At 61.5% G+C, this 21,620-nt stretch carries 17 protein-coding genes, 1 tRNA gene and 1 riboswitch; of the genes, 7 read left to right on the top strand and 11 right to left on the bottom strand.

All coding sequences use genetic code 11. The features are described from left to right. Nucleotides 1-134: 134 nt before the first annotated feature. From LQ231_RS05920 to LQ231_RS05930, 3 genes are read left to right on the top strand one after another with little or no spacing between them, the layout of a single operon-like run. The gene (locus LQ231_RS05920) at nucleotides 135-1,289 is read left to right on the top strand and encodes an ABC transporter ATP-binding protein (RefSeq protein WP_230170629.1); all 1,155 of its coding nucleotides are present in this window, start codon (nucleotides 135-137) and stop codon (nucleotides 1,287-1,289) included. Nucleotides 1,290-1,299: 10 nt separating this feature from the next. Next, on the top strand, nucleotides 1,300-2,205 hold the full coding sequence (locus LQ231_RS05925; RefSeq protein WP_230170630.1) for an ABC transporter permease subunit: 906 nt from the start codon (nucleotides 1,300-1,302) through the stop codon (nucleotides 2,203-2,205). 15 nt (nucleotides 2,206-2,220) lie between these two features. Next, nucleotides 2,221-3,039 carry an ABC transporter permease gene (locus LQ231_RS05930; RefSeq protein ID WP_113140362.1) on the top strand — a complete coding sequence of 273 codons (819 nt, stop codon included), beginning with the start codon at nucleotides 2,221-2,223 and terminating at the stop codon, nucleotides 3,037-3,039. Between the two features lie 39 nt (nucleotides 3,040-3,078). On the opposite strand, the gene LQ231_RS05935 is transcribed toward LQ231_RS05930, so the two are convergent. Then, nucleotides 3,079-3,321 carry a DUF6460 domain-containing protein gene (locus LQ231_RS05935; RefSeq protein WP_230170631.1) on the bottom strand — a complete coding sequence of 81 codons (243 nt, stop codon included), beginning with the start codon at nucleotides 3,319-3,321 and terminating at the stop codon, nucleotides 3,079-3,081. A gap of 78 nt (nucleotides 3,322-3,399) precedes the next feature. After that, a complete protein-coding gene (locus tag LQ231_RS05940) occupies nucleotides 3,400-5,310 on the bottom strand; it encodes an AsmA family protein (protein ID WP_230170632.1) in 1,911 nt (636 codons plus the stop codon). Nucleotides 5,311-5,460: 150 nt separating this feature from the next. Between LQ231_RS05940 and LQ231_RS05945 the strand changes: the two genes are divergently transcribed. After that, the gene (locus LQ231_RS05945) at nucleotides 5,461-7,413 is read left to right on the top strand and encodes an acetoacetate--CoA ligase (protein WP_230170633.1); all 1,953 of its coding nucleotides are present in this window, start codon (nucleotides 5,461-5,463) and stop codon (nucleotides 7,411-7,413) included. A 267-nt stretch (nucleotides 7,414-7,680) separates the two neighbouring features. Here the strand turns inward: LQ231_RS05945 and LQ231_RS05950 are convergent, their stop codons facing one another. From LQ231_RS05950 to LQ231_RS05960, 3 genes are all read right to left on the bottom strand, one after another. Then, nucleotides 7,681-9,324, bottom strand: a complete 1,644-nt coding sequence (locus LQ231_RS05950) for an iron ABC transporter permease (protein WP_230173250.1) — start codon at nucleotides 9,322-9,324, stop codon at nucleotides 7,681-7,683. A gap of 134 nt (nucleotides 9,325-9,458) precedes the next feature. Then, nucleotides 9,459-10,106, bottom strand: a complete 648-nt coding sequence (locus LQ231_RS05955; RefSeq protein WP_230170634.1) for a LysE family transporter — start codon at nucleotides 10,104-10,106, stop codon at nucleotides 9,459-9,461. A gap of 20 nt (nucleotides 10,107-10,126) precedes the next feature. Then, a riboswitch (ZMP/ZTP riboswitch) is annotated at nucleotides 10,127-10,211 on the bottom strand. Nucleotides 10,212-10,253: 42 nt separating this feature from the next. Beyond that, a complete protein-coding gene (locus LQ231_RS05960; protein ID WP_230170635.1) occupies nucleotides 10,254-14,675 on the bottom strand; it encodes an ATP-binding protein in 4,422 nt (1,473 codons plus the stop codon). Between the two features lie 227 nt (nucleotides 14,676-14,902). Here LQ231_RS05960 and LQ231_RS05965 point away from each other — a divergent pair, with 227 nt between their 5' ends. The 3 genes from LQ231_RS05965 (at nucleotide 14,903) to LQ231_RS05975 (ending at nucleotide 16,062) form a co-directional block, all read left to right on the top strand. Then, a complete protein-coding gene (locus LQ231_RS05965; protein WP_113140368.1) occupies nucleotides 14,903-15,340 on the top strand; it encodes a phasin in 438 nt (145 codons plus the stop codon). A gap of 183 nt (nucleotides 15,341-15,523) precedes the next feature. After that, nucleotides 15,524-15,600: transfer RNA gene (locus LQ231_RS05970), tRNA-His, on the top strand. Between the two features lie 240 nt (nucleotides 15,601-15,840). Continuing rightward, nucleotides 15,841-16,062 (top strand): hypothetical protein, encoded by a 222-nt coding sequence (locus tag LQ231_RS05975; RefSeq protein ID WP_230170636.1) that lies wholly within the window; start codon nucleotides 15,841-15,843, stop codon nucleotides 16,060-16,062. Nucleotides 16,063-16,301: 239 nt separating this feature from the next. Here LQ231_RS05975 and LQ231_RS05980 read toward each other — a convergent pair whose 3' ends face one another. From LQ231_RS05980 to LQ231_RS06005, 6 genes are all read right to left on the bottom strand, one after another. Then, nucleotides 16,302-16,817 (bottom strand): hypothetical protein, encoded by a 516-nt coding sequence (locus LQ231_RS05980; RefSeq protein WP_230170637.1) that lies wholly within the window; start codon nucleotides 16,815-16,817, stop codon nucleotides 16,302-16,304. Beyond that, nucleotides 16,789-17,625, bottom strand: coding sequence for a DNA adenine methylase (locus LQ231_RS05985; protein WP_230170638.1), 837 nt, complete (start codon nucleotides 17,623-17,625; stop codon nucleotides 16,789-16,791). The genes LQ231_RS05980 and LQ231_RS05985 overlap by 29 nt, the downstream gene beginning before the upstream one ends. Nucleotides 17,626-17,763: 138 nt before the next feature. Next, on the bottom strand, nucleotides 17,764-18,774 hold the full coding sequence (locus LQ231_RS05990) for a contractile injection system protein, VgrG/Pvc8 family (RefSeq protein ID WP_230170639.1): 1,011 nt from the start codon (nucleotides 18,772-18,774) through the stop codon (nucleotides 17,764-17,766). Between the two features lie 3 nt (nucleotides 18,775-18,777). Further along, nucleotides 18,778-18,996: a tail protein X gene (locus tag LQ231_RS05995; protein WP_230170640.1), complete on the bottom strand. Its 219-nt coding sequence runs from the start codon at nucleotides 18,994-18,996 to the stop codon at nucleotides 18,778-18,780. Beyond that, on the bottom strand, nucleotides 18,993-19,460 hold the full coding sequence (locus LQ231_RS06000) for a phage tail protein (RefSeq protein ID WP_230170641.1): 468 nt from the start codon (nucleotides 19,458-19,460) through the stop codon (nucleotides 18,993-18,995). Before LQ231_RS06000 ends, LQ231_RS05995 begins: the two co-directional genes overlap by 4 nt. Next, the gene (locus tag LQ231_RS06005) at nucleotides 19,457-21,556 is read right to left on the bottom strand and encodes a phage tail tape measure protein (protein ID WP_230170642.1); all 2,100 of its coding nucleotides are present in this window, start codon (nucleotides 21,554-21,556) and stop codon (nucleotides 19,457-19,459) included. The genes LQ231_RS06000 and LQ231_RS06005 overlap by 4 nt, the downstream gene beginning before the upstream one ends. Nucleotides 21,557-21,620 lie beyond the last annotated feature (64 nt).

The following is a 21,620-nucleotide window of genomic DNA, read 5'->3' on the forward strand; positions in this document are numbered from 1 at the left end:
GGTCAAGGACATCAGCCGGGCGCCTCAATCGCCCGGCTTTTTCTTGTGGGGCCAAAACAAAAAACCAGAACAAAAAGCAAGAACAAAAAGCAAGAACAAAAAGCAAAGAACAACAAGACAGTCGGGGTCGGGCGATGGCGAAATCTCTGGGGCCAGTTAAGCGTAAATTCTCACCATGGACCGATCCGGATGCGGTTCCCTTCATCCGTTTTGAAAATGTCACGAAACGTTTCGGCGACTTCGTCGCGGTCGACAATCTGACGCTGGATATCTATGAGCGCGAATTCTTCTCGCTGCTCGGTCCCTCCGGATGTGGCAAGACCACGCTGATGCGCATGCTGGCAGGCTTCGAGCAGCCGACATCGGGCCGCATCCTGTTGCAGGGCAAGGACCTGTCCGGCACGCCGCCCTACAAGCGGCCGACCAATATGATGTTCCAGTCCTACGCGCTGTTCCCGCATATGACGGTCGAAAAGAACATCGCCTTCGGGCTCGAACAGGACAGCCTGCCCCGGGGCGAAATCGACGCACGCGTCCAGGAAATGCTCAAGCTCGTCAAGCTCGACCAGTTTGCCAAGCGCAAGCCGAACCAGCTGTCCGGCGGCCAGCGCCAGCGTGTGGCGCTCGCCCGTTCGCTTGCCAAGCGCCCCAAGGTGCTGCTGCTCGACGAACCGCTCGGCGCGCTCGACCGCAAGCTGCGCGAGGAAACCCAGTTCGAGCTGATGGATATCCAGACCAAGCTCGGTCTGACCTTCCTGATCGTCACCCACGACCAGGAAGAGGCGATGACCGTGTCCGACCGCATCGCCGTCATGGACAAGGGCATCCTGATCCAGGTGGCCACGCCGGCCGAGATCTACGAGGCGCCCAACAGCCGTTATGTCGCGGATTTCATCGGCGACATCAACCTGCTCGAGGGCAAGCTGATCAGCCGCGATGCAGCAACAGCCAGCGATACGGTGAAAGTGGATTGCGATGGCATCAACGTCACGGTTGAGCAGACATGTGCAGCCGCGCCCGGCGATGCGGTCGCCTTTGCCATCCGGCCGGAAAAGGTCCGTATATCGCTGGACCAGCCGGCCGACGTTTCCGTCAATGCCCTGCACGGCGAAGTCTGGGACATTGGCTATCTCGGCGACTTCTCGGTCTTCATCGTCAAGCTGGATGATGGCCGCATGTTCCGTGCGGCTCAGGCCAATGTCTCTCGTCTGGTCGACAGGCCGATCACCTTTGGCGACATGGTCTGGCTATCCTGGTCGGCAGATGCCGGCCTTGTCCTGACGCGCTGAGGAGGCGACCATGGCCGAACCCGTCTCGACACCGAAATCCGATCCGGCCCGTTGGCTGGTGGTGCTCATTCCGTATCTCTGGATGGTGCTGTTCTTCGTCGCACCCTTCCTGATCATCGTGAAGATCTCGCTGTCGGATACGGCGATCGCCATGCCACCCTATACGCCGGTCTTCGAAGGCCTGGCCTCGATCCGCGATTACTTCTCCCAGCTCGATTTCGAGAACTACTTCTTCCTGCTCGAAGACTCGCTCTACATGAACGCCTATCTGTCGTCGCTCCGGATCGCGGCGATCTCGACGCTTCTGCTGCTGCTGATCGGCTATCCGATGGCGCTGGCCATGGCGCGCGCCTCGGTCACCATCCGCCCGACGCTGCTGATGCTGGTCATCCTGCCGTTCTGGACGTCCTTCCTGATCCGCGTCTATGCCTGGATCGGCATCCTCAAGCCCGAGGGCCTGCTGACCATTGCGCTGCACTCACTGGGCCTGATGGATCCGAATGATCAGGTGCAGATCTTCCGCACCGAGACGGCCGTTTTCATCGGCATCGTCTATTCCTATCTGCCCTTCATGGTCCTGCCGCTCTATTCGGCGCTGGAAAAGCTCGACGGCACGCTGCTGGAAGCCGCAAGCGATCTCGGCTGCCCACCGTGGAAGGCCTTCTGGAAGATCACCTTCCCGCTGTCCATCCCGGGCGTGATCGCAGGCTCGATGATCTGCTTCATCCCGATCACCGGCGAATTTGTCATTCCCGACCTCTTGGGCGGCGCCGAGACGCTGATGATCGGCAAGACGCTGTGGACGGAATTCTTCGGCAACCGCGACTGGCCGCTGGCCTCTGCCGTCGCCGTGCTGCTGCTTCTGATGCTGGTCGTGCCGATCGCGATCTTCCAGAACCAGCAACAGAAAGTGTGAGGGGAGGGCGCCCAGATGAAATCCGGTAAGTTCGACGCGACCATCCTCTCCATCGGTTTTGCCTTTCTCTACATTCCGATCCTGATCCTGGTGATCTACTCGTTCAACGATTCCAAGCTCGTCACCGTCTGGGGCGGTTTCTCGCTGAAATGGTATCGCGAGATGTGGTCGAACGCCGGCCTGATGGATGCCGCCTGGGTGACGCTCAGGGTCGGCCTGCTCAGTGCCTCGCTCGGAACGGTGCTCGGCACGCTGACGGCATTGGCCCTCGTGCGCTATGGCCGCTTCCCCGGCCGCCTGCTGTTTTCCGGCATGGTCTATGCGCCGCTGGTCATGCCGGAAGTCATCACCGGCCTGTCGCTGCTGCTGTTGTTTGTCGCCGTCGGTGTTGATCGTGGCCTGATGACGGTGATCATCGCCCATACCACATTCACCATGTGTTACGTGGCGATCGTCGTGCAGTCACGCCTGCTGACCTTCGACACCAGCCTGGAGGAAGCAGCCCAGGATCTCGGCTGCCCGCCGGTCAAGACCTTCTTCAAGATCACCCTTCCGCTGATCCTGCCGGCGGTTGTGTCCGGCTGGATGCTGGCCTTCACCCTGTCGCTCGATGATCTTGTGATCGCGAGCTTCACCACCGGGCCGGGTGCCACGACGCTGCCGATCAAGATCTATTCGCAGGTGCGCCTCGGCGTCACGCCGGAAATCAATGCGGTCTGCACCATCCTGATCGGCATCGTCACCATTGGCGTCATCATCGCCTCCCTGACGACGAAGCAGCGGGAATTGCAGCGCCAGCGCGACGAGCATGTCGCGGCACGAACGTCCTCTTAGCCGCCTTGGAAAACGCCGCTCTGGAAAGCACCGCCATGCCTATTCGCGTGGCGGCAGCAGGATGTAGGTGATCAGCCACAGCGGCAGCACGATCATCGCACCGAGCAGCATGCGCGGCGCGGCCCAGCCGAAACCGGCGAGAAGTGCCGTGTAGATCTCGTCCGGCGTCAGGCCGAAATAGTCGAGTATGACTTTGGGTGAGAGCCCGAAAAACGCCAGAAACGAGCCGGCAATCAGCGAGGCCAGCGCGATCTTGATCAGTCCCGATAGAATTCCCCGCAACGTCCGTTCCCCCAGACACGCTTGATTCGGGCTATCTTAGCGACTGCCGAAACATTGCGAAACGGCAGGCTTGAGCGTTTACGGCACCAGACCTGTCGGCAGGCGCGGAGCGGCGGATGGAGGAGGGACAGTTGGCACCGGAGAGATGACCGGATCGGTCCAGACGCCGCCGATGAAGAAGGAGAGCGGACCGCCCTCTTCGGCATCCGGATCGCCATTCGGCATCAACTCCGCCCTCAGCGCGAGCGCCTGTCGGGTGAAGGGTGCGATGCCACTCAGGGTCAGCGTATCGCGGCTGCCGGAGATCTCGGCTCTTTCGATGTCAGCCGATCCATGATCGAAACGCGCTGTCAGGTCCAACTGGTTGAAGGCGAAATCCTCATCACCAGCAGCGCTCAGCTGAAAATAGGCGTGTCCCTTCGCCATTGCCCGCAGGCCATCGGCATCAAAGTTGCGCAGCACCCCGTCATCGGCGCGAAACCGCAGCGTGCCGGACATGGCCTCAATGTTTTGGACGAAATTGCCATCCGGTCCACCATTGGGCAGACGCGCCGCCAGATGGATCGAACCCCGCCCCGTCGGCAGGGTGCCGTCCAGCTGAAGGCCGTCGATCAAGCGTTCGACATTGATATCCTCAAGTGAAAGGCTGAGATCTGCGTCCTGATCGACAGCGGCATCCGGGCGGGAAAAACGGGCGCTCAGGGAGCCGCCGAGAAATGCCGCGTCGCCGATCACGAGTTTCAGACTGTCGCCCTTGCCGATCAGGCTCGCGCCGAGACCGGAGAGTTCGAATGGCGCGAATGTCGCCGTGCCGGCCGAGACCGTCACATCGAAATCGACCCAGTCGATCACGCTCGGCAGCCGGGCCTCGGCCTTGTTGCCGATGTCGATTTCGAGACTGCGCAGCAATCCCGCGAGATCGAGCCTTTCAAGTGCCAGGGTGCCGCTGAGGTTCGGACGGGCCTGCGGCGGATGCGTCAGCGCCAGGAAGCCGTCACCACTGGTGCTGTTGACCTGGAAGGACAGGTCTTCGAAACGCAGTTCATTGGCGGTTGTCACGAGGTTTGTCTTCAATCCTGCGGTCTGCCAATCCTCGCTGCCAGCCAGACGCAGACCACTGAAGGCGGCAAAAGCCGGTACGTCCGCCGAATTCAGTTCGAGGCTACCATCGCCAATCTCGGCTTTCATCAGATTGGCCTTGCCCTGGAATTGGCCGGAGAGGCCCTTGACCTCGAGACCGAGCGCGACATCTGCAACCTCGCCGCCGATCAACAGCAGGGGAGAGTTGGTTTGTATCTGCAGGGTCAGCGGTCGGCCTTCGAAACTCAAGGATGCCTTGGCACCGAGTGGGCTCGACAGCTTAGCCCAGTCGATGTCCGCCTGCAGGCCTTGGGCGAGAAATTCCCGCCCCGACGCCTCGTCGACGAGCGTCACCTCGCCATCGACCACTTGTACGCTGTCGACGGCGGCATCCAGGCTCGGATCGATTTCCTGCGTGCCGGTTTCATTGCGATGCGCGTCGCGCACGGCAGCCGTCAGTCGACCCTCGTTGCTCCAGTCGAGCTTGCCATCCTTGTCACGCTCGATCCTGATCCGGGGACGGACAAAGCAAAACTCTGAAAACTGAGGCTGACCGCGGATCGCAGTATAGAAGCCGAACGAGGCCGACAGCTCATCGACCTCGGCCAGCAACTGAGCATCCGCGCCTTGGCTTTTATGCACGCTGATATCGGTGAGCGTGACCCGTGGCTCCGGCCAGAAGGTGATAACGGGAGGGCCATCGATCGTCACCTCATGCCCTGTCCAGCCGCTGACCGCAGATCCGATCGCCGATCGCACCAGGCTGCTGGATATCAGGTGCGGAGCGGCGATCCGCAACAAGACAGAGGAAAGCAGGACGACAGCCGAAACGACGAGCATGACGCGCAGTGTCCGGCGTCCACGCTTTCTTCCGTTGTTTGGCGTATTACGCACCCGATTTTCGGACATTCTCGATCCTTGAGGCAGTGACAAGTCTCAACATGATTGCCTAGTCTCGCCCGATACAGGAATTGGCGGAGCCACGCAAACAGCAGGCCCTGTCATCCTTTATATTGCGATGCGGTATGATATACACATCGACCATGCGAGGAGGAATGCATGACAGACACTATGCCCCTTTGGACGCCGTCGGAAGCCTTCAAGGCGTCTGCTCCCATGACCGATTTTATCGGCTGGTGCGGCAAGCGCCGTGGCCAGGCCTTCGATGGTTATGACGACTTCCATGAGTGGTCGATCAGCGAGCGCGGCCCGTTTTGGTCGGCGGTCTGGGACTATTGCGAGGTCAAGGGAGAGAAAGGCGCACTCGATCTTGTCGATGGCGAAGTCATGCTCAAGGCACGGTTCTTTCCCGAAGCCCGCCTGAACTTCGCCGAGAACCTGCTGGCAAAGGCGGGCGAGGGGGACGCCCTGATTTTCCGCGGGGAAGACAAAGTTTCCGAGCGCTGGAGCTGGCAGCGCCTGACCGCGACAGTGTCCCGCCTGCAGCAGGCCCTGCGCGATCTCGGCATTTCCGAAGGCGACCGGATCGCGGCCATGATGCCGAACATGCCGGAGACGATTGCGCTGATGCTGGCCGCGGCGTCGATCGGGGCGATCTGGTCATCCTGTTCGCCGGATTTCGGTGAGCTGGGCGTGCTGGACCGTTTCGGCCAGATCGAGCCGAAACTGTTCATCGCCTGTGACGGCTACTGGTATAATGGCAAGCGCCAGGACGTGGCCGACAAGGTCAGAGCCGTGTCGGAAAAGCTGGCCGTTCCCGTCCTGATCGTCCCATATGCCGGCGATGCACCCGTGCTTGCGGCATCCCTTGCCGATGGCCGCACGTTCGATCAGTTCATCGCGCCCTATGCGGTGAAGGATATCGACTATGTGCCTCTGCCATTTGCGCATCCGCTCTACATCCTGTTTTCCTCGGGAACGACGGGCGTGCCCAAATGCATCGTGCATTCCGCCGGTGGCACGCTGCTCCAGCACCTGAAGGAGCAGCGCTTCCATTGCGGGCTTTCTGCCGGCGACAGGCTGTTCTATTTCACCACCTGCGGCTGGATGATGTGGAACTGGCTGGTGTCCGGCCTCGCCAGCGGCGCGACGCTCTGCCTGTATGACGGCTCGCCCTTTCATCCGAATGGCAATGTCCTGTTCGACTATGCCCAGGACGAGAAATTCGCCATCTTCGGCACCTCGGCGAAATATATCGACGCTGTGCGCAAGGGCGGCTTCACCCCGAAGACGACCCATGACCTCTCCAGCCTGCGCCTGATGACATCCACCGGTTCGCCGCTGTCGCCGGAAGGTTTCTCCTTCGTCTACGAGGGCATTCGCGACGACGTGCAGCTCGCCTCGATCTCCGGCGGCACCGATATCGTCTCCTGCTTCGTGCTCGGCAATCCGCTGAAACCCGTCTGGCGCGGCGAAATCCAGGGCCCCGGCCTTGGCCTCGCCGTCGATGTCTGGGATGACGAGGGCAAGCCCGTGCGTGGTGAAAAGGGCGAACTGGTCTGCACGAAGGCCTTTCCCTCGATGCCGGTGATGTTCTGGAACGACCCGGACGGCGCCAAGTATCATGCGGCCTATTTCGACCGCTTCGACAATATCTGGTGCCACGGCGATTTCGCCGAATGGACCGAGCATGGCGGATTGGTCATTCACGGTCGCTCCGATGCCACGCTCAATCCGGGCGGCGTGCGCATCGGCACTGCCGAGATCTACAATCAGGTCGAGCAACTGGATGAAGTCGCCGAGGCGATCTGCATCGGCCAGGACTGGGACGACGACGTGCGTGTCATCCTCTTTGTCCGGCTGGCGGCGGGTCTCATCCTTGACGAGGCACTCGACAAGAAGATCAAGACCAAGATCCGCACCGGCGCATCGCCAAGGCATGTCCCGGCAAAGATCATCCAGGTCGCCGATATCCCGCGCACCAAGTCGGGCAAGATCGTCGAGCTTGCCGTGCGCGAAGTTGTGCATAACCGACCGGTGAAAAACAAGGAAGCACTGGCCAACCCCGAGGCTCTGGATCTGTTTGCCGACCTGCCGGACCTGAAGACCTGACACATCTGATCCGGATCGGGGCATCTGACCGGGGTGTACCCCCTATTTTTAGGGTAGTGGCGGGGTGCCGCCCGTTAGGGATCTGTTAACAGGCAGTCGGCATAGATGAGGTCAACTTGGAGACGCACGATGACTGTGCGGTGTAAACCCAAATCGGGTTTTGAAAACATGATGTTGATCGCCTTCTAACTCCGGTTCAACAGCATCAATTTCAGGGCGGCGTTTGCCGCCCTTTTTTTATGTCCGCACGACCGGATATTCGATCCGTCAAGTGCGCGCGTCGAGCGAGCGAGACACCAGGATGACCGGGATCAGGCCCGCCAGGATGATGATCAGGGCGGCGACGGAGCTGTCCTGCGCCATGCCGCGCGAGGCATCCTCGTAGACAAGCGTCGCCAGCGTGTTGAAGTTGAACGGTCGAAGCAGGATCGTCGCCGACAATTCCTTCAGGGTCTCGATGAACACCAGAAGCGCGGCGGTCAGCACCGCGGGCCTGAGATTGGGCAAAAGCACTTCGCGCAGGGTCTGCAGTCCGGAGCGTCCCAGCGTGCGCGATGCCATGTCGAGATGCGGCGAGAGCTTCTGGAAGCCGGCATCGATCGTGCCTTCCGCCATGGTCAGGAAGCGCACGGTATAGGCATAGACGATGGCAAAACCGGTGCCCGACAGCAGCAGACCGGTCGAAATACCAAGATGCGCGCGCAGGAAACCATCGACCGCATTGTCGAACGCGGCAAGCGGGATCAGCACGCCGATGCCGAGCACGGTGCCGGGGATGCCATAGCCGAGCGAGGCAAGCCGGCTCGCACCGGTCGCAAGCCGTGAGCGGTCGCTGCGGGCGGCATAGGACAAGACGAAGGCCAGGATCACCGTCAGGATGGCGGCAGACGAGGAGACCAGCGCGGAGTTCCACAGAGCCTTGATCAACCGCGGTTCCAGGAAGCCGTCGAGGCGGCGCAGCGCAAAGCCGCCCATGACGACAAGCGGAATGATGAAGCCGACGAGGATCGGTATGGCACAGAACAGTGCGGCGATGACGCCGCGCACGCCCACCAGCCTCAGCCGCACCGCATCGGCAACGACGGCGGTGGTCTTGTGGCTGGCAAAACGCTGGCGTTTGCGCGCATGGCGTTCGACCAGCAGCAGCAGCGCCACGAAGATCAGCATGACGCAGGCGATCTGCGCCGCACCCGCCAGGCTGCCGCGGTTGAGCCAGGTGTCGAAGATCGAAAATGTCAGCGTCTGCACGCCGAGATATTCCACAGCCCCGATATCGTTCAGCGTTTCCATCATCACCAGGGTCAGCCCGATCATGATCGCCGGCCGCGCCATCGGGATCTGCACCTTGGCAAACACCCGCAAAGGCCCGGCACCCAGCGTCCGGGCGACATCGGCTGCGGCACGCCCCTGCATCAGGAACATCGATCGGCAGGCCAGATAGACATACGGGTAGAGCACGGCCGACATGACCAGCACGGCGCCGCCCAGCGAGCGAACGTCGAAGAAACTGTAGTCCCGCGCCGTCTTGAAGCCGAAGATTGCGCGGTAGAGCGTCTGTACCGGCCCGGTGAAATCGAGAAACTCCCCGAAGGCATAGGCCGCCAGATAGGACGGGATGGCGAGCGGCAGCACAAGCGCCGGAGACAGCCAGCGGCGAAGGGGAAAGTCGCAAGCCGCGACCAGCCAGGCGGTGCCGATGCCGAAAAGCGCGGTCACGGCGCCGGTCAGGACCAGCAGCCACAGGGTCTGCAGACCGGCCCGCGGCACCACATTCATCAGCATATGCTGCCAGTTTTCGACATCGCCGGAAAAGCCGATGACAAAAATGGCAGCGATCGGCATGAACACCACGGCAGCAACGACCATGGCCGCCCTGGTGGCGGCGCCAATCCCGCCGCGGGCGGGTTTCATCCGAGGGGTGGCGAGCGGGCGCACGTCAGAGACCAATCTGTCTGTCCTTGCGAAAGCGAAACTGGGTTTTCTCCTAGCCGAAAGGCCGCGCAAAGGAAACGGGCACCTTGGCGCACGGCCATCCCGCCCAGTCTTCAGTTTTTGGCGGAGGCCAGGCTTTCGCTGATCAGCCGAACACCGAGTACACCCATGACTGCGCCGGCCGCACGGTCGATCCACATCTTGAAGCGCAGATAGACGGCCTGTGAGCGCCTCGCGGAAAACGCCAGCGCGACGATCGCATACCAGCCGGCTTCGACGAGGAAGATCGCGGGCGGCAGGATCAACAGCACGGAGGTCGGTGGATTGGCCGGCATCAAGGCGGCAAAGATGCTGGCATAGACCACGGCGGTTTTCGGATTGCTGATCTGGGCGAGGAATGCGATCGCCAGGCAGCCGAGCGCCGAGCGGCCGTCATGGGCGCCGGTGCCGACATCGGCGAGCGGCTGGCTGGCTCCCTGCCAGATCCGGATGCCGAAATAGACGAGATAGACGCCGCCGAAAACCTTGAGCGTCAGATAGAGCCATGCCACCTGCTGTATGAGGGCGGTCAGGCCTGCGAGCGCAAGCGTGGCGAAAAGCGCACCGCCCAGGCCCATGCCGATCGCGGCGGCAAGACCGTGCAGGCGAGAGCGCGAGACGGAGAGGCGTGACACGAGGATGAAACTCGGCCCGGGGCTCATCGCGCCGATCGCGATGGCGGTGAGAATGCTGAAAAGCGTGGCAGTGAGCGTGAGGCTCATGGGCGCAGTCCTTCTGTCGGAGGAAGTGCCCAGGCGCGCGGCGGTCGGATCGGCCCGCGCTCCCCGATGGTGACCCATCTTGCTGCGCCAGTCACGCGGACAGCGCAACAGTCCTTTGATTCCGCCGGGATTGCAAGATGCGCCGTCTCAGTCGGCCAGCACGCGCGGCGAGGGGAAGCTCACCTCGACCAGCGTGCCCTCGTTCGGCGCAGACGAGATGGCAAAGCTGGCGCGGTTGGCGTCGACCATCGCCTTGGTCAGCGGCAGGCCGAGGCCTGTGCCGTCACCGCGATTGCGCGGGCTGCCGGTCGAGACCTGCCGGAAGGGCTTCATCGCCTGTTCCAGCTCGGTGCGCGACATGCCGATGCCGGTGTCGCGGATCCGCAGCGCCACGCTGCCATTGGCTTCATAGGCCGTCGAGACGATGATCTGGCCGCCGGACGGCGTGAACCGGATGGCATTGGCCAGGATGTTGAGCACGATCTGCTTGATCGAGCGGCTGTCGGCCACGACGCTCGGCACCGCCTGCGACAGGGCGGTGCGAATGATCACCCGCTGGCTATTGGCCTGTGGCTGGATGATCGAGACGGCGGCCTGCACGGTCTCGTTCAGGCCGACGGCGGCAAAATCGAGATCCATTTCGCCGGCTTCGATCTTGGATATGTCGAGCAGGTCGTTGACGATGTCGAGCACATGGCGGCCCGAACGCACGATGTCATGGGCATATTCGCCGTAGCGCGGATGGCCGACCGGGCCGAAATGTTCGTTGGCCATCATGTCGGCAAAACCGATGATCGCATTCAGCGGCGTGCGGATCTCGTGGCTGACCCGGGCGAGGAAGTCGGTCTTGTGCGCATTGGCGGTTTCGGCCGCCCGCTTGGCGTTACGCAGCTCTTCTTCCGTGCGTTTCCATTGGGTAATGTCGCGGATGACCACGCAGAAACCATTCGACGAGGTCAGCTTGCCGATCGTCATGAACAGCGGCAGGAAGCCGCCGGAGGCCTCACGGCCGATCACTTCGCGGCCGTCGTTCAGAACGCTCGCAACACCATGGCCGGCAAGGCCGCTCAGATAGTCGAGGATCGATTTCTGGCTTTCATGGGCAAACAACATGACAAACGGTTTGCCGCGCGTTTCCAGGTCGTCGAAATTGAACAGGGCGCTGGCGGCCCGGTTCATCGAGCGGATATCGCCATCGGCATCGAGGATCACCACGCCATCGGTCGCGGTCTCGAGGATCGAGCGCATTTCCTCGACCTCGACCCTGAGGCGCGCAGCCTCTCCGGCCTGGGCCGCGGTCATTTCCGGCGGCGCCTGGACAGGCGCCGGGCGCGTGGCTTCCGGCTGCACGATCAGCGCCAGCATCAGGGCGCTGGCATCTTCGAAGCGTACCGACTGCAACCGGGCGGTGACCGGCGCCAGCGTGTCGTCGGCCCGCACAGCCACGACCCGGCCGGCCTGGTCGCCGCTGGCGTCGAGATCCTGGCGCTGGATCAGCGCGTCGAGACCGCCTGATTGCTCAAGTTCCTCCAGCGAGGTGTAGCCGGTCAGCGAGAAGAACTCCGGATTGGCATGGATCAGCCTGTCGCCGACATGCACGAGAAGGGCGACCGGCATCAGGTCGACGATCTCGGCCGTCAGGCTCTTTTCCTTCTTCAGCGGCAGGCCTTCAAGCAGCGGCGCGGCCGGCTGTTCGCGCTCGATGCGCGGCGCGTCGAATTGATCCGCCGGCGTCGACGATGCTTCCGGCATGTCTGGCGGGGTGGCTGCCGGCGTTTCAGACGTCACCGGCGCCGGCGCGCTTTCGCTTGTCTTTGCCTGCAGGCTTTCGCCCAGCGATTCCTCGACCTTGGCACGCAGGCCCATCGGATCAAGCTTGCGGGCGATCTCGCGGAATGCGGCCTGCTCGCCGGGGGTCAGGCCCTCGCGGCTACGGTTGCGATGCTCTTCCAGTTGCACGATCTTTTCCGGCCGAACGACCGGGCGAACCGGCTCCATGATGCGCAGCACCGGCGGTTCGACCGAGCGGAACGGCGTCGACGGGATCAGGCTGAGCGGCCTCGTCTGGTCATTTGTCTGGTCCTTCGGATCGACGTCATCCGCGATCGGCTCCGCCGCGTCATTGTCGGTCTCCGGCCCGTCCGCAGGCTCGGATTGACTGTCATCGCTGGCGGCGACAACGATATCCATCTCGCCGTTTTCAACACCAAGCTCCGCCAGATCCTCGACCGCAGTCTCGGCCGCCTCGGCTTCACCGAATTCCTCGGGCGCCTCATCCAGCGCTTCGGCCTGGGCATCGAGGAGTTCGGGCGTCTCGTCGGCGAACCGGTAGGCGCGGAATTCGTCCTCGTCTTCCTCAACGACCGTCTCGGGCGCAGCACCGGCGAAAACCGCCGGCTCGTCCTGCAGCACTGCGGCCTCGGGCGCTTGCGGCACGAAGGTCAGGCCGGTGGCATGCGGATCTTCAACCGCGTCGCCGACCCGCACGATGCCGAAGCCGCGAAAGCCGTCGAAATCGCGGTTGCGCGTATAGGTCGGCAGGGCGGCCAGATCGACGGGAACCATCAGGCTGGTGCCTTCGGCCGGCCAGTAGATCGTCTTGCCGGACCAGGTGTCGCGCTTTTTCAGCAATTCGCCGATCTTGCCGTCGGGGTCGAGATTGAACAGGGCGGCGAGATCGGAAAAGGCAACGCCATTGATATCGGCCGCATGCGGGCCGACGGCCTCGGCAAATTCGCCGGAGACCTCGCTGAAACGGCCCTCCGCATCGATCTTCCAGACAAAGCGCGAGGCGCGACGGTCACGCGAGAAGACAAAGGCACGGTCATCCGAAACGCTGTCATCCGCAACGCTGTCGTCATCGGACTGTTGTGCGGGCAGTGAATCCGCTTGCAGCGAACCCGCGGGCAGTGAATCGATGGCGATCGGCTCCCCCGGCAGGTCTGCGGGGGCCGGCATGAACGCGTCCCCGACAGGTGCGCGCACGCCTGAATGCTCGGCTGTTTCCACGGCTTCGGCAAAGGCTGCCTCTTCGCGCGATGCATCGTCGCCGTTGGCCGTGTCCGCGGACGCACTGGCCGCAAGGTCCGTGTCGGTCGCCTGCGCCGGTTCTTCAGCCTCAACCACATCGACGGAACCGATCTCGGCCTGGACGTCGATCTCATCGATTGGCGCGATGGCATCGGCCGCGGCTTCGGCGGAAACCAGCTCGCCCGTCACGCCTTCGCCCGTCACGCCATCGTCTGCCAGCTGTTCGTCTGCGGCTTCGTCATTTGCCGGTTGTGCGACGGCCGTTTCCGCGCCGGCCGGGTCGTCGGCAACCGGCTGATCATTTGCCGGTTCCGCGCCAAACTCTTCGATCGGGCCGAGTGCATCGGCCTCGATCTGTTCGGCCGAGACTTCGATTTCCTCGATCGTGCCGATTGCGGCAATCACGCTGTCGAAGGGCGCAGAGGCAAAGCCACCGGTATCGGTTGCCGGGGGCAGGGCGTCGATGGCCTCGGCCCGGGCGGCCTCTTCGGCCAGGTCGGTTGCAAAGTCCGTGGCAATCTCCTCAGCCGGCCTGTCGGCATCGACGAACGGCGCTGCGTCAACCGGTTCGAAAGTCGCTGCGTTTGCCAGATCCTGGTTCACGACATCTTCGGTGATCGCTACAGCACGATCCGCTGCGGGTTCGCCGGTCACATCAAGGGCGCTGACAGTCACTTCGACGGCAAGCACTGCGATGGCCGGCTCCGCCGTGGCGGGCTCGGGTGCTTCGACCTCAACCGCTGCGGTCTCTTCGACGACAGTTGCCTGTACCGCCTCGGTCTGTACCGCTTCTGCCTGCCCCACATCTGTCAGGCTGGCAGGCTCGGCAAAATCGGCGCTCGGGTCCATCTGGCCGAGAATGGTTTCGACGGCAAACAGCAGATGCAGCGCCGGCGCGTCCGAGATCTTGCCGATCGCCGCCGGCAGATAGCCACGGCCCGTCGGGATCGGCCGCTTGACCAGCCGGTCGCTCTCGCCCGATGTCAGCTTGACCAGGGTTCTGGCCGTATGCGCGGTAATGCCGAGGGCGGCGAACTGGCCGGACGAGGCGACCACCTGGCCGTCGCCGTCGAACACCGCCATATGCGTGTCGGGATCGTCGAAGCCGGCCATCAGTTCCTGCGCCAGTTCCACGAGGCTGGCCGGCTTGCCGATCGGCGGGATCGCCACCAGCACGACCGGTTCGCCGCGCCGGATCTCGACGAGTTCGGCCACCGCCGTCACCGGCACCTTCTGGAAGCCCGACGTGATGCGCAGCATCAGGTTGCGGCTGTCGCCGGTCTTTGCCAGTTGCCGTGCTGCCGCCTCGATCTGGCGAAACGTCACATCGCTGCGGTTCGGCCCTTCCTCGAGAAAATCATAGATCGAGGCGCTGCCGAAAAAGCGTGCGCCGGCGCCATTGGTCCACAATACCCGTTCCAGCTTTGGCGAAAACACCATCAGCGCTTCGCCGCGCGAAAGCCGCGGGCGGATCTTGTCGTTTACGGCGACATCGATGAATGGGTATTGGGCTGGCATCAGCGGACCTGTCGTTTCCATTGCCTTCAGGCACAAATTAACAGATTTTTAATAGCTAGCGAGACCCTCGGGGTCCAGCAATGCGGTTTTGTTTCGGAAGGTAAGGTTAATCCGCAAGCATGTTCGGCTGGAAAAACTCATATTGCACTGCACAATAATATTGCAATGCACCATCGGCAGTGCTATATAAGCAATATCAGTGCAAAAGAGGGGTCCGCAAAAACCCCACCAGATGAGGAAATGCGATTATGACCAAGGATATCTTCTCTTTCACCGCCTTCGATCCGTCCAAGATGCAGGAAAGCCTGCGTGACTTCGCCGAAAAGGGCGCTGCCCAGTCGAAGGACGCTTACGCCAAGCTGAAGACCGCGACCGAAGAAGCGACTAAGACCGTCGAAGCCACCGTGCAGACCGCCCAGGCCGGCACTGTCGAGATCGGCCTCAAGGCCATCGACGCGCTGCGCACCAATGCCGAAATGTCGCTCGCCCACATGGAAGCGCTGCTCGGCGTCAAGTCGGTTGCCGAACTCGTCGAACTGCAGACCTCCTTCATCCGCAAGCAGGCTGAAGTGACGGTCGAACAGGCCAAGTCGATCCAGGAAACCGCCAAGAAGGTCGCCGAAACCGTGACCAAGCCAGGCAAGGACGCCGCCGAAAAGGTCATGTCGACCTTCAAGGCCGCCTGATCCAGCCGATCGGCACCAACGATACTCTCAAGACGGAAGGGCCGGGCGCTTATGCCCGGCCCTTTTCACATCCCAGCCTATTTTTGCATACTCAGCCTTTTCGCATTCCATGCAGAAAAGGCTTGAAAAAGATTCCGTCTGCTCGTATGTGACCCCTCGACGGCGTCAGCGACGCAGTCATGTGCGGTTGTAGCTCAGTTGGTTAGAGCGCAGGTTTGTGGCACCTGAGGTCGGAGGTTCGAGACCCCCCAACCGTACCATTTTTCTCCACGATGAATTCGAGTGTTTCCGTTGAGCTTGCTGTGTGTATTGCGCCGCGCAATCGGATTGTGATTGTAGCTTGCCGCGCGAATTTGCAATTTTGACAGCTCAAACTGCAAAAAGTGGTTTTTGCAGTTAGGTGTCAAACGGTCTTCAAAGCCATTTAAAATCCCCTTCGAACGTGGACGGGAACATTAGCTCTCACTTCTCCATTTATCGCAGACAGAGAGGTGATCACCATGCCCATCAGCCAGCCGAAATTAGACAGCGATTATTCCGATCGGGCCATCGACTGTCAGCAGTCGATCGAGGGAGCGTTGCTATCGATTATTGAAGATGCACAAGGGTCGGGATGGAACCGTCCCGAGGCGTTTGATGCAATCGAGGAACTGGTTCGGAATTTCCGACTGGCGTATGCCGAGGATCCCGACCCGGCTGATGACCCTTCTTTCAATGACTGACACCACGTCCAGTTCTACTTGGGGCGGGATGATTGCCCTCAACTTGACCTACCACGTTCACTGCGGGCGCTGCGATCGTTTGGCAGAGGTCGACCTAGCGCAGCTACCGCCAGATGGAAACGCCATCAATGTTACGTTTAGGTGTAGGCAGTGTGGTCAACCTGGCCAGAGTATTGTCTCGCATAAGAGTGCACTTAGGACGGTGCCGCGCCACCGGCCTATGCCCACACCTCGGTAGCTCACGGCTGTGGAGGGTGGACCAGTCGCTTTTCATTGAGCCGGTCCTCGCTCCAGCGCAATACGATCCACTGAAGCAGGTAGCTGCACGCGTTCTGATAGCGCATACCAAGTGACAGGCCGGGGGGAAATGGATAGCTCCTGGCGTCTTCCATCGCAGTCAGTAGAGCAATCTGCTTTTCATCCAACTGCGCATTGACCTTGTGAGCGAAGACATTTCGCATACTTGCAAGCTCGCGGCACCTTTTCGCTTCATCAACCGGCAAAAGACCTAGAGCCACGCACATATCGATTTTCGCGCCGAACTGTGAGATCGCCCCGTTAGTCATGGGGTTGAGCAACTTTCTGGTCTCAGAACAATCGGCAAGAAAATTTGTAAGCGTAGTTGTGAGTACCTCTTCAAGCAGGGCTGCGCTCAGAAGGATTCGTGCACGATCTTTACTCTCTCCGTCCAGCTCGCCGGCAGTGGCGGCGAGCTGCTTAGAGAGACTATCGAAAAGTTGATATTGCTTGTCCATTCGCTGCCCCTGAGACAATCAGCTCGCTCACCTTCGTACCCTTCCCCCCAGACACCGTATAGGCCAAATCGACCGGCTGAATTTGGCAGTCTCGGAACAACTCCCTAATCTCGGGTCGATCGTTTATCGACAGAATAAAGCCGCCTTGAAGCCTCTTCAAACGGTCGGCCATCATTTCAAATTGCTCTCTACCGAATAGGCCTGAGCCGTAGTCGCCTTCATTCCCCCAATACGGCGGGTCGAGATAAAACAGCACGCCTGGGCGATCGTAGCGGTCGATGAACTGCAGCCAGTCCAGATTCTCGATCACGACGCCGGCCAAGCGCTCATGAACATCCTCCAGGAGCGGCGCTAGCCGGGTCAGATTGAACCGCGCACCGCCGTCCGTCTGGACGCCGAAGTTGCGGCCCGACACCTTTCCTCCGAAGGCAAGCTTCTGCAGGTAGATGAATCGAGCTGCGCGTTCGAGATCGGTCAACGTGGCTGGATCGCAAGCCTTCAGGCGCTCGAATTCCCGGCGGCTCGTGATCTGGAATTTGAGCGTGTCCATGAACTGCGGATAATGCCGCTGCAGGATCCGGAACAGGTTGATGACATCGCCAGACCGATCGTTGATCACCTCCGATCGAGGCACACGCCGCCGACGAAAGAAGACACCACCCATGCCGACGAACGGCTCCGCATACCGTTGATGCGGGATGCTTTCGATCATAGATACTAGGCGCGGCGCTAGCGTCCGCTTGCCCCCAATCCATGCGGCCGGCGGCTGCGTGTTGGGGACTTCGCGAAGCTCTTCAAGATTCACCATTTCAAATATCCAGAGACTCAGTCACAGAGGCCTCCTCGGCTCTGCCGAGGTCGGATGTGACAGTTATCTTTGTGTGCTGTCGGGCGGGTTACGGCCCCAAACTTTGGCCCGCCTTCGGGGACTTGTCCCCGGCATCCGTCAACCTGACTGCGTTCGTGCCGCGCACTCGACAGTCATCTGCCACCCTCCGCTGTCGTCAAATGTGAATTCATGCTGGATCGACGGCGCGACCAGGTCGTGACCGTTCCAGGAGCCGAAACCTGTAAGCATGACTGCCGCGCCGGCCATCGCCGCTGGATCGCCATCGACCGTGACACTGCCGGTGATCGTTTCGCGCGACAGCTCAAGCGCCTGGGCCTTGCTGCGCACCTTCGCCTCATCGAGCGACGGCGCTGGATGGAGGGAAACGAAGCGCGCAGCCTTCCCCAGACCGGTGACTGCCTCCAGGAGGGAAAAGCCCTTCTCCTCGTCAAAGTGGGAAACTTCGACCTTGCCGTGTTTAGGGCTGGCTTCGGTGTTCAGATCGCAGGCGCTGACATTGTCGGCCGAGAGGAAGATCGGCGGGATAGCCGAGCCGCCGGCAGTCTCGCCGCTGTTCTTCATCGTCAGCAGCCATTGCCCTTTCGCCAGTTTCAGCGTGCCGCCCAGCTCTTCGGCCAGCGCCTGGGCGAAACCAACGGCCGACTGCTGCATGCGCAGCCGATAGGGAATGGTGATCGCGGCAAGCGACGGATGGATCTTGGCCGCCTTACCGACATCGGACGCCAGCTTCTTGAAGATCTCGCCGGCCGTGGTTTCTTCGAAATGTTCGCTGTCGGCCGACTTTTCCGCGTCGACGAAATCCGCCGATCGGGCGACGATCGTCAGTACCCAGCCACCGCCTTCGGCATCGAACGTCAGGCCGGCATTCTGGTAGGTGAACGTGCCGGCATCTTTCAGGGCCGACGCCTCCCAGCCGTAGAAAAGACGGTACTCTGTTCCCTCGGCCGGTGGGTCAGCCTCGGCAGGCGTGACCGACAGATCAATCTCGATTTCATCGGCCTCTCCGCCCTCATTGTCGGTGAAGCGGACGGCGAGCAGTCGCTCGCTCCAGCTTGGTATCAGATCGTTTCCGGACTGGCCGATGACGCGGACGACGGGGCGCTTCATCGGCTACTCCCACGCCAGGGTGAAGGTGTTCGTCACCTTCGGGCTGAAGGCGCTGGGCAACTGGATGACGGTGCCGGCTGGCACGAGGCCGGAGACGGCGATCGCCGCCAGGCCGGGGTTGGAATCCAGAAGCGCCTCGACGGTTCCCTGTGCCTCTGTCTGCATGAGTTTCTTGGCGATGCGATCGAGACGCTCGCCACCAAAGGCCACCGTGTAACTCATCTGAACAGCCCTCCAATGCTGGCAATATTCAGCCCACCGCCAAGGCCGGCCGACTGCGGAAAGAGCAGCATGCCGAGTGTGACATCGACCTTGCGGCCGACGCCGTCGAACGGATGCAAACGCTCTTCATCGCTATCCAGAGTCTCGATGACACAGAGACCGCCGGCATCGCCCAGATAGTTGCCACGCAGCCGGATGTAGGGAACGATCGACTGGCTGCGGTGATAGGCCTTGATGATGGCGTAGGCATCTAGCCCGCCGACGACATGCGGATAGGTCTGGGCCTCGATCGTCACCCTTTCGGCGTCCGCTCCCGTTGCCTGAATGGTTATGCCGGACTGAACGGCGTGGACGGGAAAGCGCGCCGTCGAGGCATAGCTGATCCGCTGCGGGTTCAAGCCGATTGTGTAGAGGATCGCTCCGCCGATCGAGATCAGCGCGCCGTTTGGCTGGAAAGCACTCATGCGAGCCTCCGACCGGTGTCAGAGAAAGACCGCGCGTGGGCCTGACGGATACCCCGCTCCTGCATGCGATTTGCTCGGAGGGCAGCGTGCTGCGGGTTCGGCGAGATGATCGTCTGGTTGATCCGGTTCGATGTCGGATGGACCGAAGACTGTTGACCAGGCGCTGGCGATGCACCTACCGGCGGCATGAAGTTGGGCTGGATCGTCGGCTGCGCGGTGAAGTTCAGAACGCGCTGCATCTCTGCGGCCTTGTCCGCTGCGATCGACACTGCCCGGTCGCCCTCAGCGGCAAGCCGGGCATTGTATCCTTCCATAGCCTGACCAGCTGCGCCCGAAAGATCGGCTCCCAGCTTCTGTTCGGCCGGCCGCATCAAAGGAATCGGGATCTTGCCGGTGCTCACGCCGAGATCGCCATTGTCCGGAACCGTCGCCGCTGGGTTGGCGCTCTCCGCCTGTCGAGCGCGATCGATGATCGCCGCCTCTTCCTCGATCAGTCCCTGCAACTGCGCTTTCAGACGTTCGATTTGAGGACCGAGCATAGAGCCGCCACCGCCGCTGCCCATTTCGCGTCTCATTCCCTCCAGGCGCAGGAGTTCGTTTTCAACACCAAGACGACGCATGCCAGTTTCGCGAAGAAGCTCCGGCTCTTCTTCAATCGTGCGCTGCCGATTGTATTCCGGGTTGATCAGTCGAACCGCGCGATCGGCGAAAGGAGAAATCAGACGGTCGTGCCCCTCTCCAACCTTTGACGCGGTTGCCTCGACGGCGGCAGCACGACGGTCGGCCTTTTCCTTCGGAAGGGTTTTCAGGAAGTTGTAGTCTTGGTCGACAGTGCCGGCGCTGTTGTTCAGGATTTCCTGCAGGAAAGTGTCATAGGTCGCGCGGTTTGACAGCAGGGGCTTGAGTGCCAGGCCGGCTTGCTGATCTCCAAAAAGCTCGCCAATCTTGAACGTGTCTCCGCCGGTCAACCGCATGACTTCGTCCATGACAGCCGTCAGGTAGGGCTTGCCCTCCTTCTCAGCCTTGGCACTGAGATCGGGCAGGCTAACGCCAGCATCTGCGAAGTTCTTGACCGTGTCTTTGGAGGTCACCTTCGAAAGGAGGTTCTGTAGGTTGGTGGCCGCCTCTTCCTGGCTACCAGATCCCATTCGCACGACCTGGGAAAGGGCGACGAGTTCGGCCCAGCCAGCAAGGCCCTGGCGGCCGGTGCCGGCGAGCATGGTGCCGAGAGCGGGAAAGTTCTTTGCCATGGCCTCGAATTCGAAGGAGCCAAGCTTTGCACCCTTCGCCATCATGTCGAGGGCGGCCGGGATCTCCGCGTCTTTCACACCGAGGTTCTGTTTCGCCGCGATCATCGCCGAAGCTGCGGTTTCGCCGGAGGCATCGCCAGCTTTTGCGGCCTTCAAGGTCGGATCAAGTATGGCCTCCTGCGACGTCAATCCGATGCCGGCCGCCGCATAAGTCTTGCGCGCGTCATTGACCTGACCTTGTCCATATCCATACCGGATCGCCAGCCGTTCGTTGGACTGGGTGATATTGGCGATCGCTTCAGGCGTCCGCATTTCGGCCGTCACGGCGACGGAAGCAACGTCTCGATTCAACTGCCGGAACTTTTCGCTCATCTGTTCCAAACCGCGAATGACGTTGTCAGCGGAGGCGAAGGCAGCGAGGCCGAGCATGGCGCTGCCGGCAGATGATGCGACTAACCCCAGCATACCATTCAATTTGGTAGCGGGCGCGTGGATCCTGTCCAACTTCCCGCCGTCGATCTTGCCGATATCTGCAAGCTTCTTCCGGGTGGCTTCGAGATCTCTAGTCGCCTGCTTTGCCGCTTGACCGAGCGCGCGGATCTCTTTCGAGGCTGTGTTGGTGGTGACCTGGTTGAGCTTGCGCGCCTGGCGCTCAAGATCGCGGACGGGCTTTTCAGCACGATCGGCCTCGCGGCCAATGTCGCGGATGTCCTTCCCGAGCTTGTCCGGACCGTTGGCCGAGCCGAGGCGTTTTGCCTCGTTGCGAAGATCCTTCAGATCACGCTCGGCAACTTTGGCCTCGCGTGAAAGCTGGTTTTGCAGTCTGAGACGAAGCGAGACGTCCATGGTAACTATGCTCCGGGCTGGGTTCGGAATGACGGATCAAGCAATCCAAAGCTTTCCCGATGGA

Origin of the sequence: Rhizobium sp. CECT 9324, assembly GCF_918741265.1 — a bacterium.
GTDB lineage: Bacteria > Pseudomonadota > Alphaproteobacteria > Rhizobiales > Rhizobiaceae > Allorhizobium.

What these genes read in the sequence shown, in the direction of transcription:
- LQ231_RS05920 (WP_230170629.1), top strand. Translation starts at nt 135, where the DNA reads ATGGCGAAATCTCTGGGGCCAGTTAAGCGTAAATTCTCACCATGGACC.
- LQ231_RS05925 (WP_230170630.1), top strand. Translation starts at nt 1,300, where the DNA reads ATGGCCGAACCCGTCTCGACACCGAAATCCGATCCGGCCCGTTGGCTG.
- LQ231_RS05930 (WP_113140362.1), top strand. Translation starts at nt 2,221, where the DNA reads ATGAAATCCGGTAAGTTCGACGCGACCATCCTCTCCATCGGTTTTGCC.
- LQ231_RS05940 (WP_230170632.1), bottom strand. Translation starts at nt 5,310, where the DNA reads ATGTCCGAAAATCGGGTGCGTAATACGCCAAACAACGGAAGAAAGCGT.
- LQ231_RS05945 (WP_230170633.1), top strand. Translation starts at nt 5,461, where the DNA reads ATGACAGACACTATGCCCCTTTGGACGCCGTCGGAAGCCTTCAAGGCG.
- LQ231_RS05950 (WP_230173250.1), bottom strand. Translation starts at nt 9,324, where the DNA reads ATGAAACCCGCCCGCGGCGGGATTGGCGCCGCCACCAGGGCGGCCATG.
- LQ231_RS05955 (WP_230170634.1), bottom strand. Translation starts at nt 10,106, where the DNA reads ATGAGCCTCACGCTCACTGCCACGCTTTTCAGCATTCTCACCGCCATC.
- LQ231_RS05960 (WP_230170635.1), bottom strand. Translation starts at nt 14,675, where the DNA reads ATGGAAACGACAGGTCCGCTGATGCCAGCCCAATACCCATTCATCGAT.
- LQ231_RS05965 (WP_113140368.1), top strand. Translation starts at nt 14,903, where the DNA reads ATGACCAAGGATATCTTCTCTTTCACCGCCTTCGATCCGTCCAAGATG.
- LQ231_RS05975 (WP_230170636.1), top strand. Translation starts at nt 15,841, where the DNA reads ATGCCCATCAGCCAGCCGAAATTAGACAGCGATTATTCCGATCGGGCC.
- LQ231_RS05980 (WP_230170637.1), bottom strand. Translation starts at nt 16,817, where the DNA reads ATGGACAAGCAATATCAACTTTTCGATAGTCTCTCTAAGCAGCTCGCC.
- LQ231_RS05985 (WP_230170638.1), bottom strand. Translation starts at nt 17,625, where the DNA reads ATGGTGAATCTTGAAGAGCTTCGCGAAGTCCCCAACACGCAGCCGCCG.
- LQ231_RS05990 (WP_230170639.1), bottom strand. Translation starts at nt 18,774, where the DNA reads ATGAAGCGCCCCGTCGTCCGCGTCATCGGCCAGTCCGGAAACGATCTG.
- LQ231_RS05995 (WP_230170640.1), bottom strand. Translation starts at nt 18,996, where the DNA reads ATGAGTTACACGGTGGCCTTTGGTGGCGAGCGTCTCGATCGCATCGCC.
- LQ231_RS06000 (WP_230170641.1), bottom strand. Translation starts at nt 19,460, where the DNA reads ATGAGTGCTTTCCAGCCAAACGGCGCGCTGATCTCGATCGGCGGAGCG.
- LQ231_RS06005 (WP_230170642.1), bottom strand. Translation starts at nt 21,556, where the DNA reads ATGGACGTCTCGCTTCGTCTCAGACTGCAAAACCAGCTTTCACGCGAG.